The sequence below is a fragment of the Nocardioides sp. P5_C9_2 genome, from assembly GCF_054049555.1.
In genome coordinates, this window is record NZ_JBFUMD010000055.1 from 1 (window position 1) to 12,016 (window position 12,016).

Below are 12,016 nucleotides of genomic sequence, written 5' to 3' on the forward strand. Positions count from 1 at the left end.
GGCCCGGCCTGATCGCATTTCGCGGTGACCACTCCGGGCCGAACGGCCCTACCCGCGATCCTGTCGAGGCACGTAGAACGGACGTGTCCCGCAGGAGGTGGAACGACCATGACGCACGCATCGCCGCACGCCGAGGAGGGGGAGCCGCTCCTTCCCTGGCTCAGCCGACACACCGCGAGGATGCGGCGGCTGGAGGTCGAGTTCACCAACCCCGGGCTGGAGTACCGACGGCTGTTCAGCGAGCTCTGGGGGACGTTCCTGCTGGTCCTGGTCGCGGCCGGCGGTGGCGTGGTCGGCGCGACGTCGTACGGCACCGACCTCACGCTCGCCATGAAGGCCCTGGCGCCCGGGGTCATGGTGATGGCGATCATCTTCTTCATGGGCACCATCTCCGGGGCGCACCTGAACCCGGCGGTGACCCTGGCCTTCGCCGTGCGCGGCAACTTCCCCTGGCGACGGGTGCCGGGCTACCTCGTCGCCCAGGTCGTGGGCGCGGTGCTGGCCGCCTGGTTCCTGGAGGCCATGTACGGCGGGATCATCAACGGTGCCACCGAGCCGGCCACGGAGGTGAGCCTGACGGTCGCGGTCGTGACCGAGGCGGTGCTGACCCTCGGCCTGGTCAGCGTCATCCTCGGGACCGCCTCCGGCGCCCGGAACATCGGCTTCAACGGCGCGCTGGCCGTGGGTGGCTACATCGGGCTGGTCTCGGTCTGGGCGGCACCGGTGACCGGCGCGTCGATGAACCCGGCCCGCTCGTTCGCGCCCGAGGTGATCGCGGGCGACCTCACGGACTGGTGGATCTACCTGGTCGGACCGCTGGCGGGAGCGATGGTCGCGGTGGGGTTCGAGTACATCCTCAAGGGCGGTCCCACCCAGGCCGGCGCCGACGCCGCGCAGGGCATCCTCGACGACGACCCGCGGGGGATCTGAGCCCGCTCGTCGACCGTAGGGTCGCGGCATGGCTGCCCGCTTCGACCACCTCGTCATCGCCGTCGCCGACCTCGACGAGGCGGCCGCTCGCTGGACCCGCGCGGGGATCGCGGCGGTCCCCGGCGGCGCGCACCCGGTCGGGACCGCCAACGCGCTCGTGCGCGGCCCGCGAGCGGCGTACGTCGAGCTGATCGCCGCCGGCCATGAGGAGTCCAACCCGTGGCTGGACCGGGTGCGGTCGGCGTCAGGGCCGATCGCGTGGGCGGTCGCGGTCGACGACGTCGACGTCGCGCGGGAGGCGCTGCTGGACGTGGGCTTCGACCCGCAACCGGTCGCCAAGGGGTCCCGCCTCACCCCGGACGGCGACACCGTGGCGTGGCGGCTGTCTGACGTCGGCCCCGGGCCGTACGACGCCGGCCTGCCGTTCCTCATCGAGTGGACGACGCCGATGGCACCCGGTCCCGCGGACGGACCCGTGGTGTCCTACGTGACGCTYACCCCGCCCGACCCCGACCGGGTCGCCGACCTGCTCCTCGCCCTGGGGTTCGCCGCCGTGTCCCACTGGCCGCGTCGTGTCTTCCGGGACCCCGCCGGGGTCGGCCTCACCCTGCTGCCGGTGGAGGAGGCGGGGCAGGACAGGGCGTCGTCGTGGGAGGGGCCCGCGACGTCGCTCGCGCTGGAGCTGCCGGTGACCGAGGTCGCCCAGCTCCACCTGGACGAGGTCGCGGTGACGGTCGTGCCGGACCGGCGCCGGTTCGGGGCGGCCGCACTGCTCCCGGGCGTCGACGCAGAGTTCGCCCGGCTGCGCGGCGACCGCCGCGACTGGCCGGACCCGCACCCGGGCGGCGAGCCCGCCCTCGAGGAGGAGTACTCCCGCTGCGAGGACCCGGAGCGCTACCGCCTGCTCGGGGTGCGCGCCGATGCCTGGGTGGAGGCGATCGTGGCGGCCGGGCTGGGCTCGGCGACCCCGGTGCCGCCCGACGAGATCGCCTGGGTGGGCGACCAGCACCTGCGTCCGACCCGGGTGACGGTGCTCCGGGGCCGGGAGGGCTCCGTGCCCGTCGTGGTCGGGTGGGCGCCGATGCAGGACGTCGACGACGCGTTCGTGCTGGTGGGCGTGGGGGAGCCGACCCACCTCCTGGACCGGCAGCCCGACTGCGGCTGCGACGCCTGCGACACCGGCTCGGCCGACCTGCTCTCCACCGTCGACGACGCGTTCCTGCTGGCGCTGAGCGGCGGGGTGTACGTCGTGCGCGAGGGTGACCGGGTCGTCACCCGGGCGTTGAACGGCTGGGGCGCGACCGGCGCCTTCGAGCGCGGGGAGGAGCAGCGGTGGCTGGACGAGGCGGCCGCGGGGCGGCGTACCGACGGTGTCGTCCGGGGCGAGCCCTGGCTGTGACGACGGTCGTCAGGCGATCGTCATCCCACCGTCGACCGGGAGCGTCTGGCCGGTGATGTAGCCGGCGGCGGGGGAGGCGAGGAAGACCACCGTGGCCGCCAGCTCGGCCGGGTCGCCCTTGCGGCGGGCGGGCACCCGCTGCATCGCCAGGTCGAGGTAGCCGTCGGGGTAGGTGTCGGTCATCTCGGACGTGAAGAACCCCGGAGCGACCGAGTTGACCCGGATGCCCTTGCGCTCGGTCCACTGCTGGGCGAGGTCGCGGGTGAGGCCGTTGAGGCCGGCCTTGGACGCGGAGTAGGCCGCCTGCGGGAGCCCGCCGGTGGTGATGCCGAGGACCGAGGAGATGTTGATGATCGAGGAGCCCGGCTGCATGACCCGGCCGCAGGCCTGGGCCATCCAGTAGCAGCCGTTGAGGTTGACGTCGATGACCGAGCGGAACTGCTCGGGCGTCTCGCGGGTGGCCGGGACGGCCGTGCCCGCGCCGGCGTTGTTGACGAGCACGTCGACGCGGCCGAACTCCGACATCGCGGCGTCGACGAGTGCCTGGCACTGCTCGGGGTCGGCGACGTCGGTCTGCACCGTGAGGACGCGACGGCCGGCGTCGCGCACCAGCTGGGCGGTCTCCTCCAGACGGTCGGCACGACGGGCGCCGAGCACCAGGTCGGCGCCGGCCTCGGCCAGGCCCTGCGCGAAGGCCACGCCCAGGCCGCTGGAGGCGCCGGTCACGATGGCGACCTTGTCGTCGAGCCGGAACATCTCGGGAGTCGTCATGGACGCGACCCTATCCAGCGGCCGCGGGGACCTCGACGTCGCTCGTACGCCGGGGGAGGTCCCGGACGGACCGCGAGCAGAGGACGAGCAGGCAGATCGCGGCGTACGCGATGCCCGAGGCGACCAGGACGCGGGAGTTGCCGAAGGCGGCCCCGAGGGGACCCCAGGCGAGCTGGCCGACGGGCATGGCGATGTAGGAGCCCAGCATGTCGTAGGAGAAGGCGCGCGAGAGCATGCGCTCGTCGATGTTCTCCTGCATGGCGAGGTTCCAGCCGATGCCGAAGACCTCGATCCCGGCGCCGCCGATGAAGGCGGCCACCACCAGGGCGACCAGGTGAGGGTCGAGCCCGAGCATCAGCATCGGGACCGCCATCGCCGAGCAGCCGACCATGCCCCACAGGAGCGGTCGCTGGAGCGGCACGCGCAGCATCACCACGGTCATGGCGAGCAGTCCCAGCGCCTCCGCGGAGAGCACGTAGCCCCAGGCCTGCCGCCCGATGGTGTCCTCGGCGACGACGGGCCCGAGGGTGAAGATCGCGCCGATGTGGATGGCGTTGAGGAAGCCGAAGCCGAGCACGACGATCCACAGCCAGGTGGTCGCCCGGAAGAACGTCCAGCCCTCGCGGAGCTCGGTGAGCGTGCTGGTCCGCTCGGCGCGGGCCGGCGGAGCGGGGATCTTCACCGGGACGAGGAGGAGCGCGGACAGGAGCCAGGTGACGGCGTCGACGGCCAGCGCCCAGCCGGAGCCGGCGGTCACCACGAGCAGGGCGCCGACGGTGGGGCCGATGACGGTGAGGCCGTTGCGGGTCAGGGCCACCAGGGCGTTGGCCGGCTGGAGCTGCTCGCGCGGCACCAGCTGCGGCATCACGCTGGCCATCGCCGGCAGGGAGATCGCCGACACCGCGCCGTGGACGGCCGAGAGCGAGATCAGCATCCACAGCTCGGCCTGCCCGGTCAGCACGAGGAACGCGATCAGGCCCTGCGTCGCGGCCGAGGCGACGTTGGAGACCTGGAGCACCAGGGTGCGGGGGAACCGGTCGGAGATGACCCCGCCCCACAGGAGCAGCAGGATCATCGGGATCGTGTGGGCGGCCAGCACCTGGCCGAGCGCGGCGGCCGAGTCGGTGATGTCCAGCACTGCGAAGGTCAGCGCGATGGTGGCCATCATGGTGCCGAGCGTGTTGACGAGGCGCGAGGCGAAGTACCACGCGAAGTTGCGCCGGCGCAGGGGCGCGAGCGCGTCGCCCCAGCTCATGACGGGTCTCCCATCACGAAGGCCTGCGAGGACGCGCTGACGTGGATGGTGCCCTCGGTCCGTGGCGGTCGCGCCTCCTCGTGGAGGAGGGTCATGGCGGCCGCCACCATGTCGACGGCATCGCGCCACGTCTGGGGCGTCACCCAGGTCTCGATGTCCGAGGAGCTGCTGGGTCCCTTCGTGCGCTGGGCGAGCCGGCGCACGATCTCGGAGTGGGTGGCCTGCTGCCAGGCGATCTCGTCCTCGACGGTCGGGGGACCGGACGGGCGTGCGGGGTCGCCGCCCACGACGTACCGGTAGCGCTTGGCGGTGCCGCCGCGGATCTTCTCCTCGCTCTCGACGACGAGCTCACCGGCGTCGTGCAGCACCCGCAGGTGGTACGACGCGTTGGCGTGCGTGAGGTCGAGCTCGCGGGCGACCTCTGCGGCACTCATCGGCTGGGCGGTGAGCATCGAGAGGATGCGCAGGCGCACCGGGTGCGCCACCGAGCGCAGCGCCGAGATCGCGGCCTTGTCCGTGCCGTCCACGTGGACCCTCCAGCAGTCGTTGGGGAGTCATCGTCGCTCGCGCTCGGCCCTACTGTCAAGGAGTTCTTGGGGGGTCGTCCCGCACTGACCCCTGAGTCGACCCTGGTCCGCCCCTGACTCGGGATGGATTCCGCCCGACGGCGTGGTTGAGTGGAGGACAGAGACCACAGGAGGTCACCATGAGCCAGTCACCGCAGAACCCGTCCGACCCGTACGGCGACCGGCCGGCCTACGAGCCGCCGGCCTACCAGCCGCCGGTCGACTACGGCGCGCCGCAGACGTCGATCTCGCCGGCCCAGGAGCGGACCCTCGGGTCCGCCGCGCACTGGGTCCCGCTCGTCGCGATGGTGCTCTCCGCGGGCACGCTCGGCTTCATCGGGTCGCTGGTGATCTACCTGATGTACAAGGACCGCGGACCCTTCGTGCGCCAGCACGCCGCCAACTCGCTCAACGTGCAGATCATCACCGGCATCGTGCTGCTGGTCTCGTTCCCGCTGATGCTCGTCCTCGTCGGTTTCCTGACCTTCGGCCTCGCGTTCGTCTTCGCCTTCGTGGTGCACCTGATCGGCGCCGTCAAGGCCCACAACGGCGAGTGGTGGGACCCGCCCATGACGCCGCGCTTCGTGCGCTGAGCCACGCCCACGACCGGCGGTGACCCGACAACCGGGTCGCCGCCGGTCGTCGTACGGCGCTAGGATGTCCCGCATGTGCACGCAGTCCCTGCTCCTTCGCCAGCCGCGCTGACTCCACGAGTCGCGCGGCCACCCCTCCCTGCGAGGGGTTTTTTCATGCCCGGACCCGGACGGGACCGGTCGGGGAGCAGCACCACCGCACGGACGACACGAAGGAACACACGATGAGCGACGAGCGCGAGACCTACGACACCGAGGCCACCGAGACCAAGTGGCGCGCGGTGTGGGACGACCTGCAGCCCTTCCGGGCCGACGACGACAGCCCCCGCGAGAAGAAGTACGCGCTCACAATGTTCCCCTACCCCAGCGGTGACCTGCACATGGGCCACGCCGAGGTGACCGCCCTGCACGACGTCATCGCGCGCTACTGGTGGCAGCAGGGCTACGAGGTCATGAACCCGATGGGCTGGGACTCCTTCGGCCTGCCGGCCGAGAACGCCGCCTTCCGCAACGACGCGCACCCGGCCGACTACACCTACGACAACATCGCCACCCAGCTGGAGTCCTTCCAGCGGTACGGCGTGAGCTTCGACTGGTCGCGCCGGTTCAACACCTCGGACCCGTCGTACTACCGGTGGACCCAGTGGCTGTTCCTGAAGTTCCACGAGAAGGGGCTGGCCTACCGCAGGAACAGCCCGGTCAACTGGTGCCCCAACGACCAGACCGTGCTGGCCAACGAGCAGGTCGTCGACGGCGCCTGCGAGCGCTGCGGCGCGGAGGTCACCAAGCGCGAGCTGACCCAGTGGTACTTCCGCACGACCGCCTACGCCCAGGAGCTGCTGGACGGCCTGGACGACCTGCAGCCGACGTGGTCGGACAAGGTCGTCAACTCCCAGCGCAACTGGATCGGCCGCTCCGAGGGCGCCCACGTCGACTTCGTCGTCGAGGGTCGAGAGGAGGCGCTGACCGTCTACACGACGCGTCCCGACACGCTGTTCGGCGCGACGTTCATGGTGGTGGCCGCCGACGCGGCGCTGGCCTCCGAGCTGGTGACCGACGAGCAGCGGCCGGCGCTGGACGACTACCTGGTCGAGGTCCGCAAGGAGACCGAGATCAACCGGCTGTCCACCGACCGGCCCAAGACCGGCGTCTTCCTGGGCGTGCACGCCACCAACCCGCTGACCGGCACCCGGATCCCCGTGTACGCCGCGGACTACGTGCTGGCCGACTACGGCACCGGGGCGATCATGGCGGTGCCCGGGCAGGACCAGCGCGACTGGGAGTTCGCCCAGGTCTTCGACCTGCCGATCGTGCGCACCGTGCAGCCGCCCGAGGACTGGGAGGGCGAGGCCTTCACCGGCGACGGCCCGGCGATCAACTCGGCCAACGACGAGATCGACCTGTCCGGGATGGGCGTGGCCGAGGCCAAGTCCACGACGATCGCCTACCTGGAGCGCCAGGGCCTGGGCCGGGGGACGATCAACTTCCGGCTGCGCGACTGGCTGCTGTCGCGCCAGCGCTACTGGGGCGCGCCGATCCCGATCATCCACTGCCCGGTCGACGGTGAGGTGCCCGTTCCCGAGGACCAGCTGCCCGTCGAGCTGCCCGAGCTGCGTGGCGCCGACCTGAAGCCCAAGGGCACCTCGCCCCTGGGCGGCGCGGCCGAGTGGGTGAACGTCTCCTGCCCCACCTGTGGCGGGCCCGCCCAGCGCGACACCGACACCATGGACACCTTTGTGGACTCGTCCTGGTACTTCTTCCGCTACGTCTCCCCGCACGACGACACCCAGGCCTTCGACAAGGAGCTGGCCGACGCGTGGGGCCCGATCGACCTGTACGTCGGCGGCGACGAGCACGCCGTGCTGCACCTGCTGTACGCCCGCTTCTTCACCAAGGCGCTGCGCGACATGGGCCTGGTCGGGTGGGACGAGCCCTTCTCGGCCTACCTGTCCCAGGGCAAGGTCATCAACAACGGCCGCAAGATGAGCAAGTCCCTGGGCAACGGGGTCAGCCTGGGCGCCCAGCTGGAGGAGTTCGGCGTCGACGCCGTCCGCCTGACGCTGGTCTTCGCCAGCCCGCCCGAGGACAACATCGACTGGGCGGACGTCTCGCCCGGCGGCTCCGCGCGCTTCCTGCAGCGGGCGTGGCGGCTGAGCGGCGACGTGACCAGCGACCCCGGGACCGACCCGGCCGGCGGCGACCTGGCCCTGCGCCGGGTGACCCACAAGACCCTGCGCGAGGCGGAGACCCTGGTCGAGGCCCACCGCTTCAACGTGATGGTGGCCCGCACCATGGAGCTGGTCAACGCTACCCGCAAGGCGATCGACTCGGGTCCCGGCGGGGCCGACCCGGCGGTCCGCGAGGCCGTCGAGGCGGTGGCCGTCCTGCTGTCGCTGGTCGCGCCGTACACCGCGGAGGAGATGTGGGAGCGGCTGGGCCACCAGCCCACCGTCGCGCGTGCCGGGTGGCCCGTGGTCGACGAGGCACTGCTGGTCGAGGAGTCGGTCACGGCCGTCGTGCAGGTCCAGGGCAAGGTCAAGGCCCGCCTGGAGGTCTCGCCCGACATCACCGACGCCGACCTGGAGGCGGCCGCGATGGCCGATGCGGGCGTCGTACGCGCCATCGACGGACGCGAGGTCCGCAAGGTGGTCGTGCGCGCCCCCAAGCTGGTCAACATCGTCGTCTGACGCGTGAGCGCGCCCTCGCGGAATCACCGGCTGCCCGGTGATTCCGCGGGTGGGCGCGTGTTGCAGCGTGCGCGAACCCACGGGAGTGCGCGTCAACCTTCGGCTCCGCGCGGTGGGTCCCACCCACTAGCCTTCGGTCCATGTCCGTCGTCGTGGTCACCGACTCGACCGCCACGCTCCCGGCCGACCTGGCCGAGGAGCGGGGGATCGTGGTGGTGCCGCTGCAGGTGGTCATCGGCGCCCACGTGTACGACGAGGGCTCGGAGTCCGCGACGCCGGAGCGGGTGGCGCAGGCCCTGCGCGACTTCGTGCCGGTCAGCACGTCCCGACCGTCCCCCGCATCGCTGGTCGAGGCCTACGAGCGGCTGGCACGCGGCGGCGCCGACGAGATCGTGTCGATCCACCTGTCGGGGGAGATGAGCGGGACGTTCGAGTCCGCCCAGCTCGCGGCGCAGCAGGTGGACGTGCCGGTCCACTGCGTCGACTCCCGGCAGGTGGGCGTGGCCACGGGCTTCGCGGCGCTGTCGGCGGCCGAGGCGCTGGCCGCTGGCGCGTCGGGCGCCGAGGCCGCGGAGGTCGCCCGCGCCCGGGCGGCGGGGGCGTCGTCGTTGTTCTACGTGGACACCCTCGAGTACCTGCGACGCGGTGGCCGGATCGGTGCCGCGGCCGCCATCCTGGGCGGGGCGCTGTCGGTCAAGCCGCTGCTGTGCATCGAGGAGGGCAGGGTCGCCAACCTCGAGCGGGTGCGGACCGCCTCCCGTGCCCTGAGCCGGCTGGAGGACCTCGCGGTGGAGGCGGCGGGCGGCTCGACGGTCGACGTGTGCGTCGCGCACCTCGCCAGCCCCGACCGGGCCGCGGCCCTGGCCGACAGGCTGGCGCTGCGCCTCGCCGACCAGCTCGAGGGCCGCGAGGTCTGGTGCGCTGAGCTCGGCGCCGTCCTGGGCGCCCACGTGGGCCCGGGCATGGTCGCGGTCTGCGTCGCACCCCGCTGACGTCTCCGCGAGGCGGGCCACGAGGCGTCCCGGGCGCCACGACCGGCGCAGTTCTCCACAGGCAGGCGTACGCCGGTGGCGCACGCCTGCCCGTCTTCCTAGGTTCGACGCATGCGACGTCGCCCCCCTTCACCCGAGCACGCCGAGGCCGTCTCGCGTCGGCTGGCGACGCTGAGCGCCGAGCTGGCGTCGGTGCGCGGCGACCCCGTGCCCGGGCACCAGCACACCCGGATCCGCCCGGAGCCGCCGCCGGCGCCCTGGGAGGAGCCGTCCGAGGTGCCGGTGGTCCCGGTGCCGGGACGACACGCCTCGCGCCGGCTCGTCGACCGGGTGCGGCTGACGCCCGCCCACCTCGCGGTGGTGGCGGTCCTGGTGGCGGTGGGGGTCGGCGTCGCGGCCTGGCTGGTGATCCGCGGCCAGGCCGAGCCGGTGGCGGTGGCCCCGCTCGCACCGGTCTCCGAGCCGCTGGCGGACGTGCCGGCCGCCGGTCCCGACGGCTCGGTGGCCTTCGGCGCGAGTGAGCCGGTGGACGCACCGGGCTCGGCCACGTCGGGGGGTGTGGCGTCGGGGGGCGTCGCAACCCCGTCCTCGGCCGAGCTCRCGGTCGACGTGGCCGGCCGGGTGCGGCGACCCGGGATCGCCGTGCTGCCGCCTGGTTCGCGCGTGGTGGATGCCCTGGAGGCGGCCGGTGGCGCGCGCCGGGGGGTCGACCTGACCGCGCTCAACCTCGCCCGCCCGCTGGTCGACGGGGAGCAGATCCTGGTCGGGGTGGCCGCCCCGCCGGGGGTCCCTGCGACGGTCGGTGACCCGGGCGCCTCGACGGGCGGTGCCCTCGTCAACCTCAACACCGCCGACCCCGTGACGCTCGAGACGTTGCCCGGAGTGGGGCCGGTGACGGCGGGCGCCATCATCGCCTGGCGCGACCAGCACGGCGGGTTCTCGGCCGTCGAGGAGCTGCTCGAGGTGGACGGGATCGGAGACGCGACCCTGGCGCAGATCGCTCCCCACGTGACGATCTGAGCCGGAGGTGCGAGATCTCCGGACCCCGCTGCTCGGGGCGGGGGCGTGGCTGGGCGGGCTCGCGGCCGCCGTGCTGCCCGCATGGGCGACGGCCGTGCTGGTGGTGCTGGCCCTCGTCGCTGCCCTCCTCAGCCGGCAGGGGGCCGCCGTGGGCGCCGCGCTGGCCGGGGCGGCTGTGGCCGGGGTCGCTCTCCTGCACACCGGTGGCGTGACGGCGGGCCCGGTGCACGACCTGGCCGCCCAGCGGGCCGTGGTGACGGTGGAGTTGGTGGTCACCAGCGACCCCCGGGTCAGCCAGGGCCGCTTCGGGGACGTCGTGGTGGTGCGGGGCGACGTGCGCAGGGTCGCGGGTCGGGGCACGGCGTACTCCGTGCGCAGCCCGGTGGTCGTGCTGGCCGACGAGGACTGGCTCGAGGTCGCCCTGGGGGAGCGGGTCCGGGTGTCGGGGCGGCTGGCGCCCGCGGACGACGGCGCGGCCGCGCTGCTGAGCGTGCGAGGTCGGCCCGAGGTGGTGGAGGGGCCCGACTTCTGGTGGCGGGGTGCCGCGGCCGTGCGGCACTCGATCCGGGAGTCCGTCGCGCCGCGTGCCGAGCATCCCCGGGAGCTGGTGCCGGCGCTGGTGGTGGGGGACGACAGCGGGCTCGACCCCGCGCTCGCCGACGACTTCCGCACCACCGGGCTGACCCACCTCCTGGCGGTCAGTGGCACCAACCTCACCCTGCTGGTCGGCTTCCTGCTCGTCGTGGCGCGGTGGCTGGGGGTGCGGGGCCGCTGGACGTACGTCGTCGCCGCGGCCGGCATCGTCGGCTTCGTGCTCATCGCCCGCACCGAGCCGAGCGTGGTGCGGGCGGCGGCGATGGGCACGGTCGCGCTGGTGGGGATGGGCAGCAACGGACGCGAGCGCGGGTCGCGGTGCCTGGGCGTGGCGGTGCTGGCGCTGTTGCTCGTGGTGCCCGGTCTCGCCGTCTCCGCCGGCTTCGCGCTGTCCGTGCTGGCGACCGCGGGCATCCTGTTCCTGGCACCGGGCTGGCGGGACGCGCTGACGGAGTGGTTGCCGCGATGGGCCGCCGAGGCGGTCTCGGTGCCGCTGGCGGCGCAGGTCGCGTGCACCCCCGTGGTCACGGCGCTGTCCGGCCAGATCAGCCTGGTGGCGGTCCTCGCCAACCTGCTGGCCGCGCCGGCCATCGCCCCGGCCACGGTGCTCGGCCTGGCGGGTGGGTTGGTCGGGCTGGTGTGGACACCCCTGGGCCAGGTGGTGGCCGCCCCGGCCGCCTGGTCGGTGGGCTGGATCGTCGTGGTCGCCCGGCGCGGTGCGGCCCTGCCGACGGCGTCGGTCACGTGGGGGACCGGGCCGATGGCCCTGGTGCTCGTGACCGCGCTGTGCGGGGTGGCGGTCGTGGCGGCGCCCCGGATCCTGCGCCACCGGAGCGCGGGCATCGGCTGCTCGGTGCTGCTGGTCGTGACGGTGCTGACCCGGCCACCGTCGCCGGGGTGGCCGCCCGACGACTGGGTCCTGGCCATGTGCGACGTCGGCCAGGGCGACGGCCTGGTGCTGCGGGCGGGACCGGGCGCCGGCGTCGTGGTCGACGCCGGCCCGGACCCGGTGCTCATGGACGACTGCCTCCGCCGCCTCGAGATCACGTCGGTGCCCCTGGTCGTGCTGACCCACTTCCACGACGACCACGTCGGCGGGCTCGCCGGGGTGCTCGACGGGCGCGCCGTGGGTGAGGTGGAGGTGACGGGGCTGCGCGACCCGGCGTCCGGCGTGGCCCTCGTCGAGCGCGAGGCGGCGGCGGTGTCGCG

General features: G+C 73.5%; 10 protein-coding genes. 7 read left to right on the plus strand and 3 right to left on the minus strand.

Annotated elements, in window-relative coordinates:
- The first annotated feature begins 108 nt into the window (after nucleotides 1-108).
- A complete protein-coding gene (locus ACXJKL_RS04665) occupies nucleotides 109-930 on the plus strand; it encodes an MIP/aquaporin family protein (RefSeq protein ID WP_457205892.1) in 822 nt (273 codons plus the stop codon).
- 28 nt (nucleotides 931-958) lie between these two features.
- Nucleotides 959-2,329 (plus strand): DUF6226 family protein, encoded by a 1,371-nt coding sequence (locus ACXJKL_RS04670; protein ID WP_457205893.1) that lies wholly within the window; start codon nucleotides 959-961, stop codon nucleotides 2,327-2,329.
- A 9-nt stretch (nucleotides 2,330-2,338) separates the two neighbouring features.
- Here ACXJKL_RS04670 and ACXJKL_RS04675 read toward each other — a convergent pair whose 3' ends face one another.
- The 3 genes from ACXJKL_RS04675 to ACXJKL_RS04685 are packed head-to-tail and all read right to left on the minus strand — an operon-like array spanning nucleotide 2,339 to nucleotide 4,882.
- The gene (locus ACXJKL_RS04675; RefSeq protein ID WP_457205894.1) at nucleotides 2,339-3,100 is read right to left on the minus strand and encodes an SDR family NAD(P)-dependent oxidoreductase; all 762 of its coding nucleotides are present in this window, start codon (nucleotides 3,098-3,100) and stop codon (nucleotides 2,339-2,341) included.
- Between the two features lie 10 nt (nucleotides 3,101-3,110).
- Nucleotides 3,111-4,355 carry an MFS transporter gene (locus ACXJKL_RS04680; protein ID WP_457205895.1) on the minus strand — a complete coding sequence of 415 codons (1,245 nt, stop codon included), beginning with the start codon at nucleotides 4,353-4,355 and terminating at the stop codon, nucleotides 3,111-3,113.
- Nucleotides 4,352-4,882: an ArsR/SmtB family transcription factor gene (locus tag ACXJKL_RS04685; protein ID WP_457205896.1), complete on the minus strand. Its 531-nt coding sequence runs from the start codon at nucleotides 4,880-4,882 to the stop codon at nucleotides 4,352-4,354. The genes ACXJKL_RS04680 and ACXJKL_RS04685 overlap by 4 nt, the downstream gene beginning before the upstream one ends.
- Nucleotides 4,883-5,061: 179 nt before the next feature.
- Between ACXJKL_RS04685 and ACXJKL_RS04690 the strand changes: the two genes are divergently transcribed.
- The 5 genes from ACXJKL_RS04690 to ACXJKL_RS04710 form a co-directional block, all read left to right on the plus strand.
- Entirely contained in the window at nucleotides 5,062-5,514 is a 453-nt protein-coding gene (locus ACXJKL_RS04690; RefSeq protein ID WP_457205897.1) for a DUF4870 domain-containing protein, read from the plus strand.
- 224 nt (nucleotides 5,515-5,738) lie between these two features.
- Nucleotides 5,739-8,201, plus strand: a complete 2,463-nt coding sequence (gene leuS / locus ACXJKL_RS04695; RefSeq protein WP_457205898.1) for a leucine--tRNA ligase — start codon at nucleotides 5,739-5,741, stop codon at nucleotides 8,199-8,201.
- Between the two features lie 140 nt (nucleotides 8,202-8,341).
- A complete protein-coding gene (locus tag ACXJKL_RS04700) occupies nucleotides 8,342-9,193 on the plus strand; it encodes a DegV family protein (RefSeq protein ID WP_457205899.1) in 852 nt (283 codons plus the stop codon).
- A gap of 111 nt (nucleotides 9,194-9,304) precedes the next feature.
- Nucleotides 9,305-10,213: a helix-hairpin-helix domain-containing protein gene (locus tag ACXJKL_RS04705; protein ID WP_457205900.1), complete on the plus strand. Its 909-nt coding sequence runs from the start codon at nucleotides 9,305-9,307 to the stop codon at nucleotides 10,211-10,213.
- A 7-nt stretch (nucleotides 10,214-10,220) separates the two neighbouring features.
- A partial coding sequence (locus tag ACXJKL_RS04710; protein ID WP_457205901.1) for a ComEC/Rec2 family competence protein occupies nucleotides 10,221-12,016 on the plus strand: 1,796 nt, incomplete at its 3' end.